Genomic DNA, 23,366 nt, shown 5'->3' with positions numbered 1-23,366 from the left:
ACGATATCTATACCCAAAACACTTTTGAAAACAATGGTGCCGGTGTTGCGGTCATGTTCTCCAAGTTCATCACCATGAAGAACAATACCTTCCGCAAGAATTGGGGAACTGCCGCTTACGGCATGTTGTTGAAGGAAATCAATGATGCAGAGATCATTGGAAATACCTTTGAGGAAAACACCATCGGTATCAATATTGAGGGATCTAACCGAATCCGGTATACCAACAACGATTTTATAGGCAATGGTTGGGCCATTAGGGTGATAGGGGCCTGCTATACCAATAGTTTCAGGGGCAATAATTTCTTGTACAACTCCTTCGATATTTCTTATAACAGCAAATTGAACGACAATGTGTTCGAGGGCAACTTTTGGAGTGGCTATACCGGATATGATCTGGACAAGGATGGTATCGGGGATGTGCCCTACCGTCCGGTCAAGCTCTTTTCGTATGTAGTGAACCGCACTCCGGAGACCATTGTCCTGTTGCGGAGTCTTTTCATGGATATCATTGATTTCTCCGAAAGGGTCTCCCCGGTGTTCACCCCGGACAATTTAAAAGATGCCCAACCTTTAATGAAAATACGATCATGACCATAACGATAAAAGACCTGCACAAACAGTTTGGCAAGAACCAGGTATTGAAAGGTGTCGACCTGACCATAGACAAGGGCCAGATCTATGCCATTTTGGGCCCTAACGGTTCGGGAAAGACCACCTTGATCAAGAGTATCCTGGGCATGGTGCTTCCTGATAAGGGTCACATAACTGTGCTGGACAAGCCTATCAAAAAACAATGGAAGTACCGCAAGCAGATCGATTATCTCCCACAGATTGCCAACTTTCCACCGAACATCAAAGTGAAGGAGCTTATCCATATGATCAAGGACCTGCGGAACAGTCCCAGTGCTGAAAAGGAATTGATAGACCTATTTGGCCTTGGACCCTTTCTGGATAAAAAACTGTCCACCCTCTCCGGGGGCACCAAACAAAAGGTGAACATTGTACTGACCTTTATGTTCGACAGCCCCTTGCTCATTCTCGATGAACCTACCACGGGGCTGGACCCCATGGCCCTGATTCGTTTGAAGGAGTTGATCTTGAAGGAAAAGTCCAATGGAAAGACCATCCTCATCACCTCCCATATCATGCAATTTGTAGAAGAAATGGCCGACCAGATCGTATACCTGTTGGAAGGTGACATTTACTTTAAGGGAACCATCCCCGAACTTAAGAAACAGACTGGGCAGACCAGTTTTGAACATGCCATTGCAACCCTAACCACTTCTGAAAACCATGCTGAAAATACTGAAATATAGTTTTTACGACCTTATCCGTAGCCGCTGGAGCTATGTCTATTTTTTATTTTACTTGATTCTGGGGTTTGTATTGTTGTTCCTGAACAACGATGTCTCCAAGGCCGTGATCACCCTAATGAACGTGATCATCGTCCTTATTCCATTGATAGGGACCATTTTCGGGGTGATGTACTATTACAATTCCCGGGAGTTTACCGAACTGCTCTTGGCACAGCCCATCAATCGCACCTCCATTTTTATGGGCCAGTATTTGGGTGTGGCGGGTTCCCTGACCATGAGTCTGGTTCTTGGACTCGGCATCCCTTTTCTCCTCTATGGGCTTTTGCGGAGCGATGCCATTTTTGACTTCTCACTCCTGCTGGTTACAGGGTCCTTTCTGACCTTCATCTTTGTGGGTCTGTCATTCGTCATTGCCATATCCAACGAAAACAAGATCAAGGGTTTTGGGTACGCCGTTCTCTTATGGCTTTTTTTGGCCGTGGTCTATGACGGGCTCTTTTTAATGTCACTCATTGTTTTTGAGGAATATCCCTTGGATACATTTTCCTTGGTGGCCACCATGCTCAACCCCATTGACCTCTCACGGATACTCATACTGCTTAAATTGGACATCTCTGCCCTTTTGGGGTATACCGGGGCCATCTTTAAAAAGTTTTTCGGGACCGACATTGGGTTTTTGGTTTCCATGGCAATCCTTGTTTGCTGGACCGGCTTACCGTTATTGGTGCTGGGATACAAGGCCAAACGAAAGGATTTTTAGGAAAGGTGTGGACCATTTGAACAACATCCAAGCGAGCAAAAGGAAATACCAACGACATGCCCTGGTGGCCATGCTCTATTTTGCCATTGCCGCCATCCTCGGTGTGCTGTTGCGCTTTTATCCCTTGTCCTCCTTCACCTTTGATTACCGGTTTATGGTCCATGCCCACTCGCACATTGCCCTTTTGGGATGGGTGTATGTTGCACTGACCACCATCCTTCATTATTGTTTTGTGAAAAATGATACAACGGCCCATAAGAGATACAACTGGATTTTTTGGGCAACACAGGGAACATTGATGGGTATGCTGCTGACCTTTCCGTTCCAAGGCTATGCCTTGTTCTCGATCATTTTTTCCACGTTGTTTTTGATCATGTCCTATATCTTTTTCCATCATTTCCTAAAAAATATCGACCCCAAACATAAGGATAGTAGGGCACTGCAGTGTATGAGGGCGGCCCTTTGGTATATGGTCATCTCCAGTTTGGGGCCTTGGGCCCTTGGCATGATCATGACCGCCCTGGGTTCCCAATCCATTTGGTATCGCATCGCCATATACTTTTACCTCCATTTTCAGTACAACGGGTGGATGGTCTTGGCCTTGATCGGATTGGTTCTTTTTACCTTGGAACAAAAGGGCATGGTATTCCCCAAAAAAAGGTTCTCCCGCTTTTTTTGGAGCATGAACATTGGAATCGTACTTACTTTTTTCCTCTCCACACTTTGGACGGATCCATCCCCAACGGTGCATGTCCTTGCAGGTATTGGGACCTTGGCCCAATTGGGTGCCTTTGTGGTTTTGTGGACACAGTTCAAAGGGGAGACTGCCAGACTGCTCCTCACCAAGTGGCAGGAGATCCTCCTCAAATGGGTTGTGGTCCTGTTTTGCATAAAACTGCTGTTGCAACTCCTGACCACACTCCCCTATTTTGCACAAATGGCCATTCGTCATATTGACCTGATCATTGGATACCTGCATTTGACCTTTTTGGGCGTGATCAGTATAGGACTCTTCTTCTTGATGGATTATTTCAAGCTGTTCCAGGTTTCAAGAAGACCGTTTCAATGGTACTTTTTAGGGTTCCTGACCATGGAAATCCTGATCTTTTATAAAGGTATGGCTGGATGGTTGCAATGGCACCTATTGGACGGCTATATCGAAACGTTGGCCGTGAGCAGTATTTTGATACCTATATCTTTGTTTTGGATGCTTCTAAAGAATCGGTTGTCCCCCTAATTATTTAAGCGATGCATCAAACCACAACCATTAACCAATATATTTGGCAAACATCGTTCCACGGATCAAAAAAATAATAAAGGATAAATTTGTCCGAATTAGTTTAAAACGTATCTTTGTACTGAAATAGTTTCCCATGATGTTTTCAAAAGCTTGTGAATATGGAATTCGGGCAGCGGTCTATATTGCCCTGCAATCCTTGGAAGGCAGACGTGTCAGTGTCAATGAGATTGCCGAGGAAATCGACTCTCCCATTGCCTTCACCGCCAAGATTTTGCAACAGCTGTCCAGAAACAATGTCATCCATTCCGTAAAAGGGCCCACAGGAGGTTTTGAAATTGAACGTACCGATATGGAAACCGTGAAATTGAACTTGATCGTCAAGGCCATTGACGGGGACCAAATATACGTGGGTTGCGGACTTGGGCTCAAGGAGTGCGATGCGGATAAACCCTGTCCCCTGCACGATAAGTTTGTGGATATCCGGACCGACCTGAGGCATATGTTGGAGAGCACCAGTCTATATGAACTGGCAACCGGACTCGAAGTGGGATTGACCTATTTGAAGCGCTAAAAAAAATTTGATTAAATAAAGGACATTTTTGTCCGATTAATAAATGTATCAGTAAATCCGTTATTATGAACCCTACGATGGAAAAAACAGTGGGCCAAATGGTGGCCGAGGACTACCGAACTGCCCAAGTATTCAAGAACCATAAGATTGATTTTTGCTGTAAGGGCAACCGGACCTTGCAAGAGGTTGCAGCACACAAAAACCTGGATTTCGAAGTTCTGTTGCAGGAATTGGGGGAAGCCCGGAAAGAAAGTCAAAGCGACCTGCCCGATTTCAATACATGGCCGTTGGACCTATTGATCGATTATATCGAAAAGAAACACCACCGCTATGTGGAGGAACGTATCCCCATCCTAAAGCAATACCTCAACAAACTCTGCCAAGTCCACGGGAGCAATCATCCCGAGCTATATGGCATCTTCGAACACTTTACCGCCTCGGCCGGGGAACTGGCCATGCACATGAAAAAGGAGGAGTTGGTTCTGTTCCCCCACATCCGCAAAATGGTACAGGGGCCAAACCAAGGGGAAGGATTGGACCGGCCCCATTTCGGCACCGTCAAAAATCCCATCCAAATGATGAAGGAAGAACACGATAACGAAGGGGAACGTTTTCGTAAAATCGCCAAATTGAGCAGTGATTACACCCCACCCGATGACGCTTGTAACACCTATAGGGTCACCTACTCCCTGCTTCAGGAGTTTGAGGGGGACCTACACCGCCATATCCATTTGGAGAACAACATTCTCTTTCCAAAAGCGGAAGCCCTGGAAAACAAATTGTCCCAAAACTAAAATTGCCTTGGACCACGCTCCCATCAAAAGACACAAGGCCCTTCAGCAGGTAAGCCGTGATCACCATCACGGCCTGCTCCTGTGTTGGAAAATCCGGATGGGACTATCCAAAAAAGTGGCCCCGGAACGGATCAAAACATACTCGGATTGGTTTTACAAAACCTATCTGGTCCCGCATTTTGCAATGGAAGAGCTTTACATCTTTCCCATTATCGGAAATGACCACCCGTGGATCAAAAAAGCCTTAACGGACCATAGAAGATTGACGCGGTTGTTCACTACAGCCTTGCTAGATATCAAAACGTTAGTACAGATCGAGGAAACGCTGGAACAGCATATCCGATTTGAGGAACGCCAATTGTTCAACCATATCCAACAAGTGGCCACCACTTCCCAATTGGACCTTTTGGAAAAACACCATGCCCATGAAAAATTCAAAGACAATACCGATGACCCCTTCTGGAACTGAACAACACACAAATGTCTTCACTAGAATCCATCATCAATGGTTCACTGAGTTCAAAAAGGGCCAGATGGGCTATGCCACCATTGCGATCATTGGCCAAAGCTGTTTAGGTTCCGCGGCTGCCATGGTATTATTGATGGGGACACTGGACACGGCCATACAAATGACTTTACTGTTCTTTGTAACCATCCTCTGCATGGCGTTCAACGGTGCAGTACTGGCCCAATTAAGACCCTTGACGACATTCAATCTTTTGATTATGAGCGTCGTCTTCAATACCTTGGTCGTTTTGTTCCACATCATTTAATCTTCCAGATAGGTAACCCAACTTAGGTATATTCGAAGTTTCTTATTGACGTTCGGATAGTGTAAGGCCTTTCTCCTCACAGTATGTTGAATGTCTTATCCCCTAATTTCATTGTCGCCCAACTTTCTAACATCAATATATGATAAAAAGGTCATTTTATTGTTAATAAGTCGTTTTATAACTTTTGGCCTCCTTCCCCTATTCAAAATCCCCTTAGTTTAATTTTATGGAGGATCAAAACCAAACACCCTGTTTATGTTCTTTTATGATTTTCAGGTCGTCCTCCAAGAAGTACCTGGTGAGATCAGTCTTTGCTTTTCCATCTCGGGTTGCCCCTTGCACTGTGAGGGATGCCACTCCCCTTTTTTATGGAAGGAAGGAAGCGGCACCAGGCTGACATCCGAATATTTCCAAAAACGATTGGACCAATATACCGGTCTTGCAAGTTGTGTGCTCTTTATGGGTGGTGAATGGCATTCAAGAACCTTGGTGGAACGTTTGAAACATGCCCGGCAACAGGGATACAGGACATGCCTTTACACGGGTGCCGATCACGTACCACCTGAAATCCTCGAACATCTGACCTATATCAAGACAGGCAAGTGGAACCGGTACCTAGGGGGGCTGGACCGCAAGACTACCAACCAAATGTTCAAGGAAGTCAGTACCAACACCATGCTCAACCATTTGTTCAATCCTAAATAAATTTTAATATGATACGACTGACCCATGATCAGATTTCCAAAAAGATGGCATTCATCGACCATTACCTCAATTCCGACAATGCCGCGGATGGTTCGAAGGTCGACGCCAATGCCAATGTCACCTCCAAGAACATCGCTACCATGGAAGCAGAACTCAACAAGGACATCAATATTCAGGTGAACCGGGCCCTCGTCCAGCGTAAGATCGCTTCCTTGTTCGGGGAAGCACTTGCCCTGGAATATGCACGGCAAATCGAGTCCCATGAAATCTATGTCCACGATGAGACTTCGCTCAAGCCCTATTGTGCCTCTATCAGCATGTATCCCTTCCTCTTGGACGGACTGACCAAATTGGGTGGGGAAAGTCAGGCCCCAAAGCACTTGGAAAGCTTTTGCGGGGAATTCGTCAATTTGGTCTTTGCGGTAAGTTCCCAGTTTGCCGGTGCCCTGGCGACTGTGGAGTTTTTGATGTATTTCGACCACTTTGCGGCCAAAGATTATGGTCCAGATTACCTCAGGACCCACACCCATATCATTGCCAATCATTTACAGCATGTGGTCTATGCCATCAACCAACCTGCTGCGGCCAGGGGCTACCAATCGGTTTTCTGGAACATTTCCATATACGACAAACCCTACTTTGATAACATGTTCGCTGATTTTGTCTTTCCTGATATGGGCAGGCCCCAATGGGATCGTGTCAAAAAGCTCCAAGCCTTTTTCATGGACTGGTTCAACCAAGAGCGTACCAAGGCCATCCTGACCTTCCCCGTGGTGACGGCCGCCATGTTGACGAAGGATGGAACCCCTGTTGACTTGGAATTTACCGACCTATGTGCCCGGGAACTGAGCAAGGGCAACTCCTTTTTTATCTACCAGTCCGAAAATGCGGACAGTCTGGCCTCCTGTTGCAGATTGCGCAATGAGATCAGTGACAATACTTTTAGTTATTCCCTTGGAGCTGGTGGCGTTGCCACAGGTTCCATCAATGTGATTACGCTGAACATGAACCGCCTGGTGCAACAAGGATCCGATATTGTGGAAGCGGTCCAAAAGGTCCACAAGTACCAGGTAGCTTTTAGAATGCTTATCGATGATTATGAAAAAGCAGGGATGTTACCGGTCTATAATGCCGGGTTGATATCACTGGACAAACAATTCCTGACCGTGGGCATCAACGGCATGGTGGAGGCTGCGGAAAGCCAGGGGATACAAGTGGGCAACAATGAAATGTACAAGGATTTTGTCAATCATTATCTCAAGGCCATATACCAAGAAAACAGAAAGGCCCGCGAAACCTTTGGTTACCTGTTCAATACGGAGTTCGTCCCTGCCGAAAACCTAGGGGTCAAAAACGCCAAGTGGGACCGGGAAGACGGATTTTTTGTGCCCAGGGACTGTTACAACTCCTATTTCTATGTGGTGGAGGATGACCGGACCAACACCTTGGACAAGATCATGTTGCACGGAAAGGATACCATCCAATATTTGGATGGGGGATCGGCCCTCCATCTCAATTTGGAGGAAACCCCCAACCAAGAAGGGTTCAAAAAACTGATCCATGCCACGGCCAGGGCCGGGTGCAATTACTTTTGTTTCAACATCCGTATCACCATATGCAATGATTGCGCCCATATCGACAAACGGACCCTATGGGAGTGCAGTTCATGCCATTCACACAATGTGGACCATGCCACCCGGGTCATCGGGTACCTCAAACGGGTTTCCAATTTCAGTTCGGGCAGACAAAAGGAACATGGATTGCGCCATTACCATCTGCAACAGGATGACGGACAAAGGTTGATGGATAAAAGGACAAGAATCCTTTTGGAAAAACAATTGACAAACTTAAACCAAGGAACGATAAAAATCAGATAGACCTTTGTGGTGCAATGTTCCCCCTTTTCACAGCGCTCCGGCACCTTCTTTTGGCAAAGTGTCCCATCTGACATGTCCGCCCTATTCGAACCATCAATTCATACATACATTTTATCCTACAAAGCCAACAAGCTCCCTACATATATTCAAGTCATGACGGTATGCTCCTTCCATATACCTGTAATGGGAATTGCATTTACAATGGATTTTCCCTGGAATGTCGCGCCCTTTGGAATAGACTCGGCTATTTCACCGGTAGATGATGTTCTTTTGGGAAAACTGATAAACATCACAAATAAAGATAAAATCATCTTTTTATTATCTTTACACCTATAAAACAGGATTGCCTTATGCTGACCAATGCTTGTAAGTATGCTATCCGCGCCGTAGTGTATTTAGCCATCCATAGTGATGTGAACCATAAACTCGGAGCAAAAAATATAGCTGAGGAACTTGAAGTGCCACAGCCTTTTTTGGCACAAATGCTCCGCAAACTGACTACGAATAAATTGGTTTCCTCAAGCAAGGGGCCGGGAGGAGGCTTTTTTATGGACGAAGGAAATATGGAAAATACACTCTGGCAAGTCGTTTCTTGCATAGATGGGGACTATAAATTTGATGATTGTTTTTTGGGGCTTTCCAAATGCAACAATGAAAACCCATGTCCCGTTCACCATATTGTATCGCCATTCAAGGAAGAAATCCTCTGTAATTTCAAGGACAAGACCATTGCTAAACTTGTCACAGAGATGGAACAGAACGGGATGATCATTTCCCTAAAAGGGATCGATTTGTCAAAATGATCGATATAAACGAGGAATTCAGAACACGGCTTTTTCCCAGCATCTATGCTCCTTCATAAACAACCCCCGATGTTGGTGTTTCATACAATTTGATGCTGCTGAGCTGTGGAACTTTGATCTTGATTTTGTTCCACAACCAAATTGCAATACACTCGCATGTGGGGTTTTCAAGTCCCTCTATATCATTTAACAACTTATGGTCCATACACTCAATAATTGGGTCGACCGCTCTTCTTATGTCGGTGAAATCCATGACCCATCCAAATTCTTCATCCAATTGTCCTTCAAAATACAAGGTCAATTGGTAGGTATGGCCATGAAGCCCCCTACATTTATGTCCATCCGGGACATTCGGTAAAAAATGGGCCGAATCAAACTTGAAATGTTTAAATAGTATCATGTCTTGCTATTTTAATCAAACTCCTATCTGTGTGCCCGGCACGTTTTAAGCAACTCGCTCTTGATACGATGAACAATAGTAGGGGAACAACCCCTCCAAAAAGAAATATACAGGCACCAATACCTCGCAACCAGGTCAGGGATTGAAACACCCCACCACCAACGAACGCATCGGAACGGGCAAACCAAAGCCCATTTTCAACCACTGCCTTAAATTGGAGAGTACCTGCCGGAAGTAGGTCCAAAAGTACCATGAGCATCAACCCCAAATTAATGGACCAAAATGAGATCTTCACCAGTTTTTTGTTCCATTTTTTTGCTTTAAACAGCAGTTTTGTGGCAAATAACATGGCTGCGAGCGAAATGTTCCCATATACTCCCATTAAGGCTGCATGGGCATGGTTTACGGTTAGATAGGTACCATGCTCATAATAGTTCATTATGGGCAAATTGATGATAATTCCCAATACACCTGCGCCGAAGAAGTTCCAAAAGTTCACGGCAATCAAAAACAGAAACACTTCCGAAAACCCAAAATCACCCAATTCACTTGGCTTGATACCTTCAAGGGCAATTCGGGGCATATTCTTGAATCGCCATGCTTCCACGGTCAATAAAATAAGGGGTACAAATTGCAATGTGGAAAATATACTGCCCAAGGCCATCGTCGCCACCGGTTTGGCATTCCAATAGAAATTGTGCGAAATCCCCAAAAGGCCAGTGCCCAAAAATAGGATAGTGGCAAAATAGATGACCCTTATGGCGGCATTTCTGCTCACAAGCCCCATCAACACCATAAGGTAGCTTACGATAACGGTAATGAACACTTCAAAAAATGCCTCTACCCACATGTGCACCACCATCCATCGCCAAAAGTCTGCAATAACAAAATTGGTTTCCGGCCGAGCCACAAAACCAGAAATAAACAATAGGGGAATACCGATGATGGAATACATGATCCAATTGGGAAGGTTCCAGGGCATACCCCGTACAAAAGCCGGTCTGATGCCCCTAAAGACAATAATTCCCCAGAGTACAAAGATAAGCATGAGCAAAACCTGAAAAGCCTGTCCAAAATCAACAAACTCCCAACCTTGATGCCCCAAAGCATGCCACCAATCCCCCAAAAGTCCCATTGGGCCCAGGACCATGCCCGTCAGGGAGCCTGCAACCAGGACAACCAACAGCATAAAAAGTAAGTTGATCAGTTGAAGTTGAAATTTCACTTCCTTTTTGGCCAAAATCGGTAGGATGAAAATGGAAGAGGCTATCCAACAGGTCGATATCCAATATAAAGAGAGCATCAAATGCCAACTTCTGGAAACTGTAATGGGGAAAGATTCAGAGATATCAACACCAAAGAAGCCAAGATAATCCACAAATTCATTGATGGTCACAAAACCACTTGATACCTGTACAAAAAACAAAACAATGGCCACAAAGAAAAATTTATAGGACGCTCGTTGGGTTTTTGTGGGCACAAAATCCCTGACACTTCCTGCCGTCAGTAATTCTTTGGAAGATGGTTTGAAAAATTTGTTCGACAACTGATTGTACTGTCCTATGAAATAGAGCACAATACCACAAAGGAGCACAAAGGCCAACAACCCCAGTACACTCCAGAGAACCACTGGAGATGTCGGGGTATTGCCCGCCTCTACATCATAGGGCCAATTATGTGTGTAGCTAAAGTTCTCTCCCGGCCTTTCGGTGACACAGACCCATGCTCCCCAAAAGAAGAAGTTGGAAAGATTTAGGATCTCCGTTTTATCGGTTATATAATTCTTCAAAGGAAAATTGTTTTCACTGGAAGTATCCAAGAAAACATTTAGATAGTATTTCCTGACCTTTTCCAGGGCATACACGTACCCATCGTTCAATACCACAATACCCTCGGTACTGTCATAACCGTTTTTCTTGAGCTCTTGTTTCACCTGTTCGGCAATCACTTTTTGTTCGTTGGGATTGGCAGGGCGACCGTTTTCAGCCTTAAATTGCTTTTGGCGGTATTCATTGACGTACATGGTTATTTGATGAAGGGCCTCTGCGGTAAAATCAGGGCCTCTTTGTGCCCCATCCCCAAAGAAAGCGCCATATTCCATAAGGGCATACTTATGAAAGACGATTTGACCTTCCTCTATGTTGGCCTTATTGATCAATACGGTACCATCCAGGGTCCGGAATCCCGTCATAGGCGGTGCATCATTGTAGGTTTGATACCCAATCATGCCAACTCCTGCCAGACTTATGATCAATATGAACAACAATGGGGCCCACCAATTTTTGGTATTCATCCAATAATCAATATTCTTTTTGAAACCATTTTTGCCTGAAACCGCTTCCTTGTCCCTCATTTTTTACACACTTAAAGTTCTTTGTTGGTCATTTATTTGATCATGATTTTCTTCTTTCCCCTTTCATAAGAATGGTTCAAGACCTGAATTCATGTCATCAAAACAAAGCAAATGTAATTAATTTAATATTAAATGACCTTTTTATATTTTATTAATATATACAGCATGTTCCAAATATCTCTGTTAACAGTCAAAGCACTTGGCTAAAGATATATTGATAGCTTTTGAAACACTTTCCGGTTTAGCTATGCATCATAAAATAACATCGTTGGCCATAAACAAATGCATACCGCTTCTTTAGGCTTTTATTGCATCCATTCCCTCGGAATCCATTGGTAATGATTCCTCAATCTATTTTACGATAAATTTAACAATATCAATTCCAAGGGATATTGTTCAAATCCAATTTCAAATGAATGACGTTCTTCTTACATCGTGCCAAAACAAACGAGCTGCCTATATCCGTACTTACAATTCATATGCTGCTTTCAATATCAAGGTTTATGTCACACAACACCTTATCCAATTGGATATCATGGGACTCAGTGGGCAACTGATCTATTTTCTGAAAAGGATAAAACAGCCCAAGTTTAAAGGACGTGGTCAGATCCGCCAAAAAAGTGTCATAGTACCCACCTCCATACCCAAGCCTGGACCGATTGTCATCACAAGCCAGCCCTGGAACGATGATAAGATCATAATGGCCCTTGTACACCCTATTACCGGAAGGATATGAGGTCCCGAATACGCCCCGTTCCAACCCCTGAAGTGATGAAAGCACCAAATTATTGAACTGTCTATCGGGCAAGGTTTGGGGGACTACAACGGTTAACTGATGTTCTAGACATTGCGCTATGAACGGCACGATATCGACCTCGGAGCCCATGGGGAGATAGGTATGCACGGACTGGATTTCCTTTTGCTCCACTAGACCCCAAAGTACTTCACAGACCGCATGGTCATAAAGGGTTTTTTCCCTATGGGACATCCGATTCCGTCTTTCCAACATCTGCTCCCTGATTTCTTTTTTTAGTGATTTGACCGTATTTCCCATCGCATTAAATATTTCGGACAAAATTATCCGTTATTTTTCAATTCCCCGTATCTTTATACCCTATAAAGTGCTGTCCCATTAAAGTTTCCAAAAGGAAGCATTGGTACGGGTCACATTCATATTTTCATTCACATAATGACGCAAAATAAAGAAATTACAACCCTGGATGACATCAAGCAATTGGTGGACCTTTTTTATGGAAAGGTCCGGGAAGATGACCTACTGGCGGATATTTTCAATGGAGTGATCCAGGATAATTGGCCGGCGCATCTGGAAAAAATGTACCGTTTTTGGCAAACGGTCCTATTGGGGGAGCACACGTATTATGGCAGTCCTTTCGCCCCCCATGCCAGGCTACCGGTCCAAGGGGAACATTTTGACCGTTGGAAACTACTCTTTATACAGACCGTTGATGACAATTTCATTGGTGAAAAGGCGGCCGAGGCCAAGTTTCGTGCCGAAAAAATGGCGGAGATGTTCCAACTGAAGATTGCCTATGTGAAAGCCAACACAACCCATGGGGACCATGAAGGTTAAGCTCTCGGATATCTTTGTCAAAAGGGACGATCGATCCTTATATTCCATACAGGAATTGGTCAACCTCGACATCAAAGCGGATTTTGTCGAGCGATTGTCCCAACATTTTCAAATTCCCTATAGACCAAATCGTACAAAGGAGCACAATTTGTGCTATGCCAATAGCCCACTGATCAGATTCGAATACAAAACCACATTCTCAGAAGCTGATATCATCAATCATCTATATCACACGTTGAATCAGAAAAAATACCATATCGATATGGAAGAAATAACCTTTTAAGAACAAATATTCCGGTACCATTGAGATCGGACACCAATATTTTCCATAAACAACAGCTAACAACATAACAACGATACCATGACCCAAACACTAGCACAGATCATCAACAAATACCAAGAACTTGGTGAAAATCCTGAAACCTATCTGGAAGGTCTCCTCCATGCCTCACCCCTCACCTATTGGGACTATATCGAAGTGGATACCCTTTTGTCCCTACAAAAGCCCCGCACCCACTTCAAGGATGAAACCATCTTCATCATGTACCACCAGGTCACCGAGCTCCTTCTGAAAATGATGCGGCACGAATTGGAGCAGCTGGTTGACCAAAATGAAATCGATGCCGCTTTCGTGCTCCCAAAAATCAACCGGTGCATTCGCTACACCAACCTCTTGATCGGTTCCTTTGATATCATGAAAGATGGAATGGACCATGGGGAATACCAAGAATTCCGGAAGACCCTGACCCCCGCCAGTGGTTTTCAGAGTGCCCAGTTCCGATATATCGAGATCTTGTGCACCCCTCTGGAAAATCTCATCAATGATGAAGGCAGGGAACGACTTCCCCAAAATCCATCCATGGAGGATTATTTTGAGCATATTTACTGGAGGGATGCCGGATTTGACCGCACCACCGGTAAAAAGACCTTGACCTTGAGAAGGTTTGAGCAGCGGTACCTTGAAAGTTTTACTGCCTTGGCCAAAAAGGTCAAGGGTCGCACACTTCAGGACAAGATCAATGATTTGCCCGAACCGACAACCCTTCTGATTGACCGCCTAAAAGAGTTCGATCACCTCTACAATGTGCAATGGCCCCTGGTCCATTTAAGGACGGCCGAACATTATTTGGAAGGTCCTGATTGTAAAAAAGCCGCAACCGGGGGATCCCAATGGAAAAAATATTTACATCCCAGATACCAACAACGAAAATTCTTCCCAACGCTATGGACCGATATGGAGAAAAAGCAATGGGGAGCAACTGAGAATATTTGATATGGCAACAACCAACATGCCCCAACTACATACTTTGATCGAAGGTGAAACCTATAAGGCAATACAACTGAAAGGAATTCCCGGAATGGTCATACCGTACCACCACAACACAGGGGAAGCATTGTTGGTGGTCAAAGAAGGGGAAGCACTATTAAGAATGGCTGATGGCGAACATACCCTTGGCGTGGGCAGTGTATTTATAATTCCTGCAAATAAAGAACATACCCTTACCATACTTACACCGTTCAAGGCAGTCAAGGTAATGTCCCTGGATGCTGAGATTCATTTTATCTGACCTTAGCCTTGGGATCCGGACATCATGGGACAAAATACAAGCCAAGAAACCCTTTCCGTTCATTTTCGTTTGTCCAAACTCCCTTTATCAAAAGCCAACAGATTGAACAGCTCCCGCATCCGGGACCTTACACGGTTCCCATAACGACCCTCCAATTCTGCAGCATTCAGATTGGTAGTGGCGTGGGTCCTGCGTTTTTGATCGATAAACAGTTCATAACGGGAAAGCAATATCTCCCCCATGACATTGCACTCCTTACCAAAATGGAACCCATTGGGCTCCACTCCCAGGTCATCGAAACAATAGAACTGGGAGTCTCCATAGTCACCGATGACCTTATGCCCCACATGGTTGTACGCAAAAACGATGTTTCGACAGGGAATCACAGCGTACGGTCTATGATGGGGCACCATAAACTTCAACAGCTTCATCAGACTGGTCTTGCCACAGCCAACGGGACCCGAAAGCAACAAACCTTTGTCCACATCAATGCCCAACTGATCACAACGGATCCGGTCCCGAATAAAGTAGAGACACAGTTTATAGATGATTTCCCGGTCCGCATGGTAGATCTTGAACCGTTTTCCGAACAATAGCTTGCCCTTTACCTCAAGATAGATCAACATCTTATCAAAATTATAATGGATCTCCCGACCCTTGAGGCTCCCCAATTCATAGGGGATATCCCCTTCTGTGATGATATGTGGTGCATGGTACTTCAAAGTGGCTCATTATAGTCCTTGTCCTGACTTGTACGGAGGTTGTCCCCATATGGAACAGTGCCCCTCAGTTTACCTTGGTTTTCAAAAACCTTAAAACTTAAATTTTCAAAATCTCCTTGTTTACTATGGTTTTCATTGTTTTCCTTGGTTTGTATATGTTTGTTTATAGGTACCAGTACTTGTCCACTACTTGTCCCGATATCGGTACGGCTTGGGTACAGTACTTGTCCACTGCTTGTCCCAAAATCGAACATCTTGATACGGCTGCCTTTGAACGGGTTGTGCGAGGGTTCATAATCGATATATTTCCAATGGCTAAGCTCCTTGATACAACGGTGATAGGTGGACTTGGACCCTATTTTGGAAAAATCCATGACCTCTTCCCTATTGATATAGAAGGCATCCCTGAAAAAATTATTGTTCCATAGCTGGAAAAGGGCCACATAGAGGCTGATATGGGTCGGGTTCAAACGACCGTCCTTGGAAAACTGCCCAAAGACCCCGTTCAAATGCTTGATATAGTTGACTTCCCCCACATCTAGATACGGTTATGGACCTTGTTCCTTTCCAAAACCTCCATGATCTCATGATACTCGTAGTACAGTACCCCACCTATTTTGGTAAAGGGCAAGGTCCCGTTGATCCTCAGGTTCTGCAATGTTCCCGGGGATATCCCCAACAGTTCCCGGACCTCATTGGATTTGAGCCACTTTTTGCCTTGGTGGCCATTCCGGTCCTGTAATAGTGCTTTGATGTCCTCCAGCAATTCAACTTTGAATTCCATGAGGTCCTCCGTGGTGATAATGGTCGCCGCCATACTTCTAGTTTTTAAAAAAGGGCCACCGCATTGTTTTCAACCAATTTGGTGGCCCCATCCTGATTTGACTTTCGTCCACAAAACTCAAAAAGGAATTTCAGAAAACTTCCAGAGTTGGGTCCCATCTTGGGAACGATTTTTTGGCCCAATATTTTGAACCCAATTGTTTCCTTTTGACTAAATGAAGCCAATCCTTAACAAAGGAAAAAAGAAAAATAACGACCCAAACGGCTCCAAAACCAATATTCCCACCTTGGTACCAACTTGGGGAAAATCAAAACTCACTCATCCAAGGAATCCATCCGTTGGTTGAGCATCTCGATCAGCTTGTCCAAAAAACGGGTCTTACTGGTCTTTCTCGACCGTATCTCGATGAAGGTATGGTAATAGTTCCCCAAGTCCACATTGTAAAAATGCTCAAAATGCAAAGCCAACTCTTTGATATCCACAGTACCGCTGTTGATGGCATTGCTCGCATGCAATGCATATAGAAGTTCAATGAGGTCGGTCTTGCTACCGGTCCAGAATAATTTAGAAGGTTTTTCCATAGGTGTGTTCTTTTGGGGTTCCAGGGAATTGTTCAGATCATCCACCTCCTTTCTCAGGTAGACGATCAACATGTCATAGGCCATAATGGTGGCCACTGTACCATCCTGACAGGTGGAGAATCGGTCATCGATCAAAAAGTGGTAGGATTCCAAGGGCAATCTCAAATCGCGGTTGCCACGCACAAAATATTGTTCGTCAAGGGACATGGCCCCCCGCCGGTAATAATTGTAAAATTCCAAATTATCATTGAAGAACGTCTGGAACTTATCGATTTGATGTTGGAGGTATTTGATTTGGGCCGCATTCTTCCCCCTTGGTCGTTTGCTCTCAATACTGAACAGTTTGACATAATAGATCAGCTTGCTAAAGATCTGGGGCTTGACATGCTTAAAGAAATAGATCTCATCCTCTTGGGTGGTAAAGGTCTTTCCCGTAATCTGTTTTTGAAGTTTCCGAATACTCTTCTCCACCAGAACAATTCCCTTCTCCGCTTTGAACAGCACATCACCGTTCCCGCTTTCCAAGGCATCCAATTGACCCTCAAATTCCGATAGCAGCTTTTGGTAATTCATGGCGATGGGTCATCAGTATTGGCCTTCCATGACCCCAAGCAATTCCAAAATAAAATTGTCTCCCGTCTGGAGATAGGCATATTTCCCATATACGGTGGCCCCAAGTTTACGTTTTTCAAAGGCCGCCGTCATCCCGAAATCAATTTTGGGGATACCCAATGTAATGGTCCGTTCAATGGTCCGGTAGAGCAATTGCCTATAGGTGGCATATTCTTCCAATAAGGCATAGTCCATCCCTACAAATGCAGGAACATAGACCTGTTCCCCATTGGTATAACAGAACATTACCCCCAACATCCCGGTCGGTTCCCCTATGGGACGCAATGTGATAAACTCCCATCGTGGGTTTTCGTTCATCAGTTCAAACAGGGTATCGGGAAATGAAAACGTATTGAGCCCCAAATTCCTTGATTGGACCTCCCCGAACAATTTTTTGGCCTGTTCCAATTGTTCGGCTGGGAGCTTTGCCTCCACTTGGCAATGGGCCTGGTCAAGAAAAGGCTGTATCTCTTTTCGAAAATGCCGCCGGTTCCTAGCGGACAATCGCTGTACATAGGTTTCGATGTCAGTCACTCCGCTAACCTTCGCAGTGCAGGAATTGGGCATCCTGACCCGTAGAAAACCATGGCCGTACAGCGCATTGTGCCAAGGGGTATTTTCCAGAAAATCCCTAAGAACGGTCATTTTGGCCCCCAACTCCGATTCCTGTCGTTCCAATAGTGCCAAAAAAGTGTCCAAGGCTTGTTGGGACCGTTGATGGGCACCATCCCAGTACAGGTGTTCCCCTTCCGTGAACAGCGACCCCATTGCAAGTACCATACTGGACAGGTGATAGGGGTCGGTCTGACGTTCCTTTTCCAAGGAAGCGGAAACTTGGGCATTGGCCAACATGTCGTCCTTCCACAGGGCATAGGTCAAAAAGGTCATCAAAATTGGCGTACCGTTCTGGTCCCTGATACATACATAACGAAAGGTCCAATTATGCTCCTTTTTTTCATTTCCCCGAAATACGGTCTCCAGAAATTGCAATCCTTCCCAATCAAACACGCCATGACCGCCCAAATAGTGGTTCCACTCTTCCCGATCCAATTGACCAATGGATTCCTGTACTTCCACCCCCAACCCGTTCTTTGGTTCTTGTTCCAATTTTACCCTGGACTCCAGTTTAAAGGCCTGGAATACCCGTTGGGCATGGGTCTGGGTATCCTCCAAGGCTTTGGGAAAATGATGGTCCATGGCCTCCACCAATGCCTTGATCTCCTCCATTTCATTATGTCTGGATATCGTAATGCGCACCCCTGTGTTCTTGACAGGAACAGCCGGGAAGATACCCAGATTGACATAAAAGCCTTCCCGCATCAACCGGTTCACAAAATTGTATCCGGTCTTGGGCATTCCTGTCCCGATATAGAATACAGGGGATGCGTTTTGGTCGATCAGTGGAAGTTCCGTATCCCTCAAGCAGTCGTTGAAATAGTCGATCCGTTGTCTCAAATCCGATTGAAGCCCATATATCTCCGGGGATAGATGGATTTGGGCCGAGGCAATCGCGGCAGCCACCGATGCGGGCTCCAATTGGGCCGAGAAGGTCAATGGCCCACCAAAGGTCTTGATCTTGTCATATAACCCAGGGTTTGAACAGGCCAATACAGCACCACTGGCCCCAAAGGTCTTGCTCAAGGTCCCGAACAACAATACATTTTCCGGCAATTTATCCAATTGGTCCAATACATACCCCGTTCCGTTCTTTCCCACCCAACTCATCCCGTGCACATCATCAAAATAAAAATGGAGTTGTGGATAGATATCCGAAAGGGCCATCAATTCCTTGACCGGTGCATAGTCCCCGTACATGGAGTAGATGCCATCCGCCATATACCAGATATGTTTTTTGACACCCCTGTACTTCTTGATCTTATCCTCCAGCATTTCCAAATGGTTGTGCCGTATCATCTCAATGGGGACACTTCGCGACCTCAACATCTTGGCCGCATTCTGAACGCTCCAATGTACTTGGTGATCTAAGATGATCACATCGTCATCGTCCACAGCGCTGGGAATGACCCCAAGATGTCCCAAGGTACTGTTCTTGGTGATGACAATGGGAGTCCCGTACATTTCCCTTATGGATTGTTCCAGTTCGTCGTACAAGGGATGGGAGATATAGGACTTGGACAGGGGAAATTGGGTACCATACTTGTCAATGGCCTGTATGGCGGCCCGTTTCAATCTGGTGTCCTGTTCCAGACCCAGATAGCCCGTGGTCCCAAAATGAAACAGTTCCCCGCCCCCGATCTCAATGGTCCTGCCGGAGAGAGTCTCACCACCGGCATATAAGTGCAGCACTCCCGCTTCCTTGGCATCGGTGAATACCTCATGTACGGTGTTCAAAAAGTTGTGGTGTTTGATCTTTGCCATTTTCTTTCGATTTAATTGTCCTAAAAAGTAATGGCTTTTGTAGGATTAAATAAAATTGTAATATCTATTAATCCGTTTTGGATAAATAATAATCCGTTTCAGATAACTAAAATGCCTTTTATTGGTAAACGTAAAAACATAATCGAAAATCCAATACCAATATTTTTGTAAATTCAATCCCATTACCAGTTTTCCAATCATGAAAAAAACACATGAAAATGCCTATGCGGCTTATCTATTGAGCGATGACCTCCTACATATCGTTTACAAGAAAGGCCATACCATAGACCTAAAGGCCGCACAGGTCATTTGTCCGAGACCGTATGATGCTCCAGAATGGCAAGGAAATGTCCGTGCTCTGTGACATCCGTGAAGTACGAAAAGTCGACAAACCCGCCAGGGACTATTTTGCCCTCGAAGGGTCCCTATGGATAAAGGCACTTGCTTTTTTGATCGACCCTCCGGTCACGGACGTCATCAGCTCTTTCTATCTGGGCACCCATCCTTCAAAGATGCCCACCCGGTCCTTTACGGACAGAACCAAGGCCTTGGCTTTCTTGGAGACAGCCATGATCCTTGTGGCCCTGTTATGGATCGGTGATTTTGCAGATTTCTAATCGAATAAAGGGAAGCCCATGCCAAACAGCGACGACTTCAGGATAAAACGGATCCATGGGATGCTCTTGGAAATGGCCCGTGGGAATTTTTTCTATAGTCTGGAACCCAGCGAAGAAAACGACAATATCTCCTCATTGATCGTCATGCTCAATATGGTCAATGAGGAGATACGGGCCTCGTTTGTCCACCAAGGCTTTGCCAACGCCCATCACACGCCGCAGTGTATCATCCAATTGTCCCTCCTCATGGCCTCAAACGGCAGCATTGTAATGGTCTCCAACAGCACGTGTTCCCTATTGTCGTGCCTTCCCAAGGACATTATCGGCAAACCTGTTACCAAGCTCATGTCGGATATGTCCCAAAAAAAATGGGACAAAAAAGTACCCAAACTTTTGAGAAAGAGCCGTGCTGAAACCGTCCTGCAACTGGAGTTCAAGACATCAGAAGGACTCCTGCTTTCCAAAAGTTGCAATGTCTCCGTATTCCAGACTTTGGACGGTACCGGACAGAAAATTCTCTTGGATACCGTTTTCTTTACCAAAGGGGAACCTTTCGGTAAAGGGATGATGAAAAATACCCTTATGGTCACCAAGGGAACCAAAGATCATAAGGTCCCTATGAGCCAAGGGGATATCCAGATCATTCGGGATGTCCATGACATGATCATCAACAATCTGGAAAAGGATCTGCCCAAACTAAAGGAACTTGCCCTTCAAATGGGTACCAACTAATACAAACTAAAGTATGGTTTCAAACAATTGTACGGCACCACGGTATTTAGGTTCCTGATACAGGAACGCCTACGCAAGGCCAAGACCCTGATCCAACACAGTAGGCTCTCCCTAAAGCACATTGCCCAAATGACAGGGTTCAAGAGCATCACCCATTTCTCACGGGCATTCAAGGAGAAATACGGGCTTCCTCCCAGTGAATTGAGAACCTAATCACCTCACAACCATTTATTTAATCCGTTTCAGATAAGTAAAAATCCTTTTGAAATAAATCAGACCCACGAACTTTGTCATAGCAATCCAAAGGATATGAAAGGTTCATATAAAATACGGCAATGGTTTCCCTATATGGTCAGTATACTCTGTTCCCTATTGTTCCTTTATGCCGCAACAAGCAAACTATGGGATTTCCAACAATTCAAAATACAATTGGGCCAATCTCCCATTTTAACGGCCTATGCCGACTGGGTGGCTTGGTTGGTCCTTATAATGGAGTATACCATTGCATTCCTATTGTTCATCGATGCTTTTCGGCTCAAGGCGCTTTATGCTGCCCTGGGCCTGATGAGCATGTTCACCACCTATATCATCCTAGTGCTCCATTTCAGTGATTATATCCCCTGTTCCTGTGGAGGTGTACTGGAAAACCTGGGATGGACCGAACATATCATCTTCAACGCCTTCTTTATCGTTCTTCTGACCGTGGCCATTCTTCTCTCCATCCCCAAACTCCCTCCAAAAGCAGTGCCATCATGATAGGGAACAACAGTTACATCAAAATCCTTGGAACCATGGGTCTAAGCATTGGCATAATGGTCATCCTGTTCCTTTCATCCGAGCAACAGGTCCACCGCAACAATGCCTTTACCAGAAGATACCCACCCCATCCGATCCAAAAAGTCTACGCTCTAGATCTTGGTTTCAATTCCTACTACATTGCGGGATTTGAAACGGACGCTTTGTTTCTGGCAAACCATACGGCCCCACGCCACTTGCTCCAGATCGATCTAGCTTCCCAAGACACCGCACATATCAAAATCGATTTCCAAGGCAAAAACCTTCCCTATCGTTCCCTAAAAATTGCACTGTTTCCTCCTTATTTTTTTGTCATGGACGGATCCGCACCCTATGTGCTAAAGGGAACTACCAAAGACTGGGTTGCAAAACCCTGGATCGAGGATGCCGGCTATTTTATGAAAGGCATACCGATAGACTCCAATGTGATTTTTTTAAGTACGATCGATAGTCGGGATCAAATGACGGCTCTGGGGCTCTTAAAAAAAACCGATCAAACAGCACTTGAACTGTATCCTGATGTTTTGACCCCTCAGATAGACGGCGTATTTGATGTGGATGGTACCATAATGTTTGACCCAGGGTCCAACACCTTGGGCTACTCTTATTTCTACAGGAATGAATTTCTTGTGCTCAGTCCCAATCTGGATAGTATCAACACCCTAAAATCCATTGATACCGTCACTGTCGCCCAAATACAGTTGGCCACCGATAGCCGTACCCAAGCCTCACAAATGAAGGCTCCTCCCTTGACAGTGAACAAAACGGCCACCCTCTTTCAAAACCTTGCTCTGATAAACTCCCCTCGATTGGGAAGGAATGAACCCAGCCATATGCTCATGGAAGCTTCGATCATCGATGTCTACAACTGGCAAAAGGATTTGTATGCCTTCAGTTTTTATCTCTACGATGAGGGGAGCAAGGTCAAGGAATTTCGACTGTACAAACATTGGTTGGTAGCCCTAATGGGAAGTACGGTCGCGGTATACCGCTTGGACCCCAAATTCTTTTCCATACCAATAAACCCAACCGACAATCCAAAAGAAAAAACTACTGGCCAGTAGCGGGGCTAAGACCGAAAACCCGCAATAGAGTAGGTCATTAATCTTAAATCGTTGACATATGAAATCACGTAAATTGAAATTTTTGATTCCGGTCATGGCCATTGGACTTGGCGTGGCCGCCAGTGCCTTTACCACTCATGACAAGGCTGCAGATACCACGGACAACCTGATCATCGGGTATGTGTATGAATCCCCTACCAACCCCTGTGACCAAAAGTTGGTGGATTGTAATGAAACAGCCGAATTCCTTTGCTACAGTGAGGGACAGCCTGTCTTCAAAATGGATGGGACATCCTGTATCACCCAGTTGAGAAGGGATTGATTCCA

General features: G+C 45.0%; 29 protein-coding genes and 1 pseudogene. 22 read left to right on the top strand and 8 right to left on the bottom strand.

Annotated features, from left to right (window positions below):
• From EO131_RS17055 to EO131_RS17000, 11 genes are all read left to right on the top strand, one after another.
• Nucleotides 1-593, top strand: a 593-nt coding sequence (locus EO131_RS17055; protein ID WP_206512903.1) for a NosD domain-containing protein, incomplete at its 5' end; no start/stop codon positions are given.
• On the top strand, nucleotides 590-1,318 hold the full coding sequence (locus EO131_RS17050; protein WP_127019040.1) for an ABC transporter ATP-binding protein: 729 nt from the start codon (nucleotides 590-592) through the stop codon (nucleotides 1,316-1,318). The genes EO131_RS17055 and EO131_RS17050, both read left to right, overlap by 4 nt.
• Entirely contained in the window at nucleotides 1,296-2,078 is a 783-nt protein-coding gene (locus EO131_RS17045) for an ABC transporter permease (RefSeq protein ID WP_127025140.1), read from the top strand. The genes EO131_RS17050 and EO131_RS17045 overlap by 23 nt, the downstream gene beginning before the upstream one ends.
• Before the next feature lie 16 nt (nucleotides 2,079-2,094).
• On the top strand, nucleotides 2,095-3,315 hold the full coding sequence (locus EO131_RS17040; RefSeq protein WP_241243888.1) for a hypothetical protein: 1,221 nt from the start codon (nucleotides 2,095-2,097) through the stop codon (nucleotides 3,313-3,315).
• Between the two features lie 139 nt (nucleotides 3,316-3,454).
• Complete coding sequence (locus EO131_RS17035) at nucleotides 3,455-3,889, top strand: RrF2 family transcriptional regulator (protein WP_127025219.1); 435 nt, start codon at nucleotides 3,455-3,457, stop codon at nucleotides 3,887-3,889.
• 65 nt (nucleotides 3,890-3,954) lie between these two features.
• Nucleotides 3,955-4,683: an iron-sulfur cluster repair di-iron protein gene (ric, locus tag EO131_RS17030; protein WP_127025137.1), complete on the top strand. Its 729-nt coding sequence runs from the start codon at nucleotides 3,955-3,957 to the stop codon at nucleotides 4,681-4,683.
• Between the two features lie 7 nt (nucleotides 4,684-4,690).
• Nucleotides 4,691-5,152: a hemerythrin domain-containing protein gene (locus EO131_RS17025; RefSeq protein ID WP_127025134.1), complete on the top strand. Its 462-nt coding sequence runs from the start codon at nucleotides 4,691-4,693 to the stop codon at nucleotides 5,150-5,152.
• Nucleotides 5,109-5,456, top strand: coding sequence for a hypothetical protein (locus EO131_RS17020; protein WP_235932924.1), 348 nt, complete (start codon nucleotides 5,109-5,111; stop codon nucleotides 5,454-5,456). The genes EO131_RS17025 and EO131_RS17020 overlap by 44 nt, the downstream gene beginning before the upstream one ends.
• 255 nt (nucleotides 5,457-5,711) lie before the next feature.
• On the top strand, nucleotides 5,712-6,161 hold the full coding sequence (gene nrdG / locus EO131_RS17015; protein WP_127025131.1) for an anaerobic ribonucleoside-triphosphate reductase activating protein: 450 nt from the start codon (nucleotides 5,712-5,714) through the stop codon (nucleotides 6,159-6,161).
• A gap of 8 nt (nucleotides 6,162-6,169) precedes the next feature.
• Nucleotides 6,170-8,038 carry an anaerobic ribonucleoside-triphosphate reductase gene (nrdD, locus tag EO131_RS17010; protein WP_127025128.1) on the top strand — a complete coding sequence of 623 codons (1,869 nt, stop codon included), beginning with the start codon at nucleotides 6,170-6,172 and terminating at the stop codon, nucleotides 8,036-8,038.
• A 350-nt stretch (nucleotides 8,039-8,388) separates the two neighbouring features.
• Entirely contained in the window at nucleotides 8,389-8,841 is a 453-nt protein-coding gene (locus EO131_RS17000) for an RrF2 family transcriptional regulator (RefSeq protein WP_127025123.1), read from the top strand.
• A gap of 43 nt (nucleotides 8,842-8,884) precedes the next feature.
• Here EO131_RS17000 and queD read toward each other — a convergent pair whose 3' ends face one another.
• From queD to EO131_RS16985, 3 genes are all read right to left on the bottom strand, one after another.
• Nucleotides 8,885-9,241: a 6-carboxytetrahydropterin synthase QueD gene (queD, locus tag EO131_RS16995; protein ID WP_127025120.1), complete on the bottom strand. Its 357-nt coding sequence runs from the start codon at nucleotides 9,239-9,241 to the stop codon at nucleotides 8,885-8,887.
• Nucleotides 9,228-11,594 (bottom strand): nitric-oxide reductase large subunit, encoded by a 2,367-nt coding sequence (locus EO131_RS16990; RefSeq protein WP_206512910.1) that lies wholly within the window; start codon nucleotides 11,592-11,594, stop codon nucleotides 9,228-9,230. The genes queD and EO131_RS16990 overlap by 14 nt, the downstream gene beginning before the upstream one ends.
• A 475-nt stretch (nucleotides 11,595-12,069) precedes the next feature.
• Nucleotides 12,070-12,648 carry a 5-formyltetrahydrofolate cyclo-ligase gene (locus EO131_RS16985; protein WP_127025117.1) on the bottom strand — a complete coding sequence of 193 codons (579 nt, stop codon included), beginning with the start codon at nucleotides 12,646-12,648 and terminating at the stop codon, nucleotides 12,070-12,072.
• Nucleotides 12,649-12,783: 135 nt separating this feature from the next.
• Between EO131_RS16985 and EO131_RS16980 the strand changes: the two genes are divergently transcribed.
• The 4 genes from EO131_RS16980 (at nucleotide 12,784) to EO131_RS16965 (ending at nucleotide 14,753) form a co-directional block, all read left to right on the top strand.
• Nucleotides 12,784-13,185: a group III truncated hemoglobin gene (locus EO131_RS16980; RefSeq protein WP_127025114.1), complete on the top strand. Its 402-nt coding sequence runs from the start codon at nucleotides 12,784-12,786 to the stop codon at nucleotides 13,183-13,185.
• A complete protein-coding gene (locus EO131_RS16975) occupies nucleotides 13,175-13,468 on the top strand; it encodes a hypothetical protein (protein ID WP_127025111.1) in 294 nt (97 codons plus the stop codon). The genes EO131_RS16980 and EO131_RS16975 overlap by 11 nt, the downstream gene beginning before the upstream one ends.
• A gap of 78 nt (nucleotides 13,469-13,546) precedes the next feature.
• Nucleotides 13,547-14,458 (top strand): tryptophan 2,3-dioxygenase family protein, encoded by a 912-nt coding sequence (locus tag EO131_RS16970; protein WP_127025108.1) that lies wholly within the window; start codon nucleotides 13,547-13,549, stop codon nucleotides 14,456-14,458.
• Nucleotide 14,459: 1 nt separating this feature from the next.
• The gene (locus EO131_RS16965) at nucleotides 14,460-14,753 is read left to right on the top strand and encodes a cupin domain-containing protein (protein WP_127025105.1); all 294 of its coding nucleotides are present in this window, start codon (nucleotides 14,460-14,462) and stop codon (nucleotides 14,751-14,753) included.
• 59 nt (nucleotides 14,754-14,812) lie between these two features.
• Here the strand turns inward: EO131_RS16965 and EO131_RS16960 are convergent, their stop codons facing one another.
• The 5 genes from EO131_RS16960 to EO131_RS16940 form a co-directional block, all read right to left on the bottom strand.
• A complete protein-coding gene (locus tag EO131_RS16960; protein WP_127025102.1) occupies nucleotides 14,813-15,475 on the bottom strand; it encodes an ATPase in 663 nt (220 codons plus the stop codon).
• The gene (locus EO131_RS16955; protein ID WP_127025099.1) at nucleotides 15,472-16,011 is read right to left on the bottom strand and encodes a hypothetical protein; all 540 of its coding nucleotides are present in this window, start codon (nucleotides 16,009-16,011) and stop codon (nucleotides 15,472-15,474) included. The genes EO131_RS16960 and EO131_RS16955 overlap by 4 nt, the downstream gene beginning before the upstream one ends.
• 2 nt (nucleotides 16,012-16,013) lie before the next feature.
• Nucleotides 16,014-16,292 carry a helix-turn-helix domain-containing protein gene (locus tag EO131_RS16950; protein ID WP_127025096.1) on the bottom strand — a complete coding sequence of 93 codons (279 nt, stop codon included), beginning with the start codon at nucleotides 16,290-16,292 and terminating at the stop codon, nucleotides 16,014-16,016.
• Nucleotides 16,293-16,573: 281 nt separating this feature from the next.
• Nucleotides 16,574-17,413: an RteC domain-containing protein gene (locus EO131_RS16945; RefSeq protein WP_127025093.1), complete on the bottom strand. Its 840-nt coding sequence runs from the start codon at nucleotides 17,411-17,413 to the stop codon at nucleotides 16,574-16,576.
• 12 nt (nucleotides 17,414-17,425) lie between these two features.
• A complete protein-coding gene (locus EO131_RS16940; RefSeq protein ID WP_127025090.1) occupies nucleotides 17,426-19,831 on the bottom strand; it encodes an aminotransferase class I/II-fold pyridoxal phosphate-dependent enzyme in 2,406 nt (801 codons plus the stop codon).
• A gap of 199 nt (nucleotides 19,832-20,030) precedes the next feature.
• Here EO131_RS16940 and EO131_RS17235 point away from each other — a divergent pair, with 199 nt between their 5' ends.
• The 7 genes and pseudogenes from EO131_RS17235 (at nucleotide 20,031) to EO131_RS16910 (ending at nucleotide 23,361) form a co-directional block, all read left to right on the top strand.
• Nucleotides 20,031-20,195, top strand: a complete 165-nt coding sequence (locus tag EO131_RS17235) for a hypothetical protein (RefSeq protein WP_164731723.1) — start codon at nucleotides 20,031-20,033, stop codon at nucleotides 20,193-20,195.
• Nucleotides 20,155-20,448 carry a DUF7793 family protein gene (locus EO131_RS16935; RefSeq protein WP_164731722.1) on the top strand — a complete coding sequence of 98 codons (294 nt, stop codon included), beginning with the start codon at nucleotides 20,155-20,157 and terminating at the stop codon, nucleotides 20,446-20,448. The genes EO131_RS17235 and EO131_RS16935 overlap by 41 nt, the downstream gene beginning before the upstream one ends.
• 18 nt (nucleotides 20,449-20,466) lie before the next feature.
• A complete protein-coding gene (locus EO131_RS16930) occupies nucleotides 20,467-21,180 on the top strand; it encodes a hypothetical protein (RefSeq protein ID WP_127025085.1) in 714 nt (237 codons plus the stop codon).
• A gap of 15 nt (nucleotides 21,181-21,195) precedes the next feature.
• Nucleotides 21,196-21,393, top strand: a pseudogene (locus tag EO131_RS16925) (helix-turn-helix transcriptional regulator); the annotation flags it as partial.
• A gap of 96 nt (nucleotides 21,394-21,489) precedes the next feature.
• Nucleotides 21,490-21,936, top strand: a complete 447-nt coding sequence (locus tag EO131_RS16920; RefSeq protein ID WP_127025079.1) for a MauE/DoxX family redox-associated membrane protein — start codon at nucleotides 21,490-21,492, stop codon at nucleotides 21,934-21,936.
• Nucleotides 21,937-21,971: 35 nt separating this feature from the next.
• Nucleotides 21,972-23,039: a hypothetical protein gene (locus EO131_RS16915; protein ID WP_127025077.1), complete on the top strand. Its 1,068-nt coding sequence runs from the start codon at nucleotides 21,972-21,974 to the stop codon at nucleotides 23,037-23,039.
• A gap of 58 nt (nucleotides 23,040-23,097) precedes the next feature.
• Nucleotides 23,098-23,361: a DUF6520 family protein gene (locus EO131_RS16910; RefSeq protein ID WP_127025074.1), complete on the top strand. Its 264-nt coding sequence runs from the start codon at nucleotides 23,098-23,100 to the stop codon at nucleotides 23,359-23,361.
• Nucleotides 23,362-23,366: the final 5 nt, after the last annotated feature.

Origin of the sequence: Flagellimonas beolgyonensis, from assembly GCF_003992615.1 — a bacterium.
Classification (GTDB): domain Bacteria; phylum Bacteroidota; class Bacteroidia; order Flavobacteriales; family Flavobacteriaceae; genus Flagellimonas; species Flagellimonas beolgyonensis.
This window is presented reverse-complemented; position numbering and strand designations above follow the sequence as displayed.

What these genes read in the sequence shown, in the direction of transcription:
- EO131_RS17050 (WP_127019040.1), top strand. Translation starts at nt 590, where the DNA reads ATGACCATAACGATAAAAGACCTGCACAAACAGTTTGGCAAGAACCAG.
- EO131_RS17045 (WP_127025140.1), top strand. Translation starts at nt 1,296, where the DNA reads ATGCTGAAAATACTGAAATATAGTTTTTACGACCTTATCCGTAGCCGC.
- EO131_RS17035 (WP_127025219.1), top strand. Translation starts at nt 3,455, where the DNA reads ATGTTTTCAAAAGCTTGTGAATATGGAATTCGGGCAGCGGTCTATATT.
- ric (WP_127025137.1), top strand. Translation starts at nt 3,955, where the DNA reads ATGAACCCTACGATGGAAAAAACAGTGGGCCAAATGGTGGCCGAGGAC.
- EO131_RS17020 (WP_235932924.1), top strand. Translation starts at nt 5,109, where the DNA reads ATGAAAAATTCAAAGACAATACCGATGACCCCTTCTGGAACTGAACAA.
- nrdG (WP_127025131.1), top strand. Translation starts at nt 5,712, where the DNA reads ATGTTCTTTTATGATTTTCAGGTCGTCCTCCAAGAAGTACCTGGTGAG.
- nrdD (WP_127025128.1), top strand. Translation starts at nt 6,170, where the DNA reads ATGATACGACTGACCCATGATCAGATTTCCAAAAAGATGGCATTCATC.
- EO131_RS17000 (WP_127025123.1), top strand. Translation starts at nt 8,389, where the DNA reads ATGCTGACCAATGCTTGTAAGTATGCTATCCGCGCCGTAGTGTATTTA.
- queD (WP_127025120.1), bottom strand. Translation starts at nt 9,241, where the DNA reads ATGATACTATTTAAACATTTCAAGTTTGATTCGGCCCATTTTTTACCG.
- EO131_RS16990 (WP_206512910.1), bottom strand. Translation starts at nt 11,594, where the DNA reads ATGAGGGACAAGGAAGCGGTTTCAGGCAAAAATGGTTTCAAAAAGAAT.
- EO131_RS16985 (WP_127025117.1), bottom strand. Translation starts at nt 12,648, where the DNA reads ATGGGAAATACGGTCAAATCACTAAAAAAAGAAATCAGGGAGCAGATG.
- EO131_RS16980 (WP_127025114.1), top strand. Translation starts at nt 12,784, where the DNA reads ATGACGCAAAATAAAGAAATTACAACCCTGGATGACATCAAGCAATTG.
- EO131_RS16975 (WP_127025111.1), top strand. Translation starts at nt 13,175, where the DNA reads ATGAAGGTTAAGCTCTCGGATATCTTTGTCAAAAGGGACGATCGATCC.
- EO131_RS16970 (WP_127025108.1), top strand. Translation starts at nt 13,547, where the DNA reads ATGACCCAAACACTAGCACAGATCATCAACAAATACCAAGAACTTGGT.
- EO131_RS16965 (WP_127025105.1), top strand. Translation starts at nt 14,460, where the DNA reads ATGGCAACAACCAACATGCCCCAACTACATACTTTGATCGAAGGTGAA.
- EO131_RS16950 (WP_127025096.1), bottom strand. Translation starts at nt 16,292, where the DNA reads ATGGCGGCGACCATTATCACCACGGAGGACCTCATGGAATTCAAAGTT.
- EO131_RS16945 (WP_127025093.1), bottom strand. Translation starts at nt 17,413, where the DNA reads ATGAATTACCAAAAGCTGCTATCGGAATTTGAGGGTCAATTGGATGCC.
- EO131_RS16940 (WP_127025090.1), bottom strand. Translation starts at nt 19,831, where the DNA reads ATGGCAAAGATCAAACACCACAACTTTTTGAACACCGTACATGAGGTA.
- EO131_RS17235 (WP_164731723.1), top strand. Translation starts at nt 20,031, where the DNA reads ATGAAAAAAACACATGAAAATGCCTATGCGGCTTATCTATTGAGCGAT.
- EO131_RS16935 (WP_164731722.1), top strand. Translation starts at nt 20,155, where the DNA reads ATGATGCTCCAGAATGGCAAGGAAATGTCCGTGCTCTGTGACATCCGT.
- EO131_RS16930 (WP_127025085.1), top strand. Translation starts at nt 20,467, where the DNA reads ATGCCAAACAGCGACGACTTCAGGATAAAACGGATCCATGGGATGCTC.
- EO131_RS16920 (WP_127025079.1), top strand. Translation starts at nt 21,490, where the DNA reads ATGAAAGGTTCATATAAAATACGGCAATGGTTTCCCTATATGGTCAGT.
- EO131_RS16915 (WP_127025077.1), top strand. Translation starts at nt 21,972, where the DNA reads ATGGGTCTAAGCATTGGCATAATGGTCATCCTGTTCCTTTCATCCGAG.
- EO131_RS16910 (WP_127025074.1), top strand. Translation starts at nt 23,098, where the DNA reads ATGAAATCACGTAAATTGAAATTTTTGATTCCGGTCATGGCCATTGGA.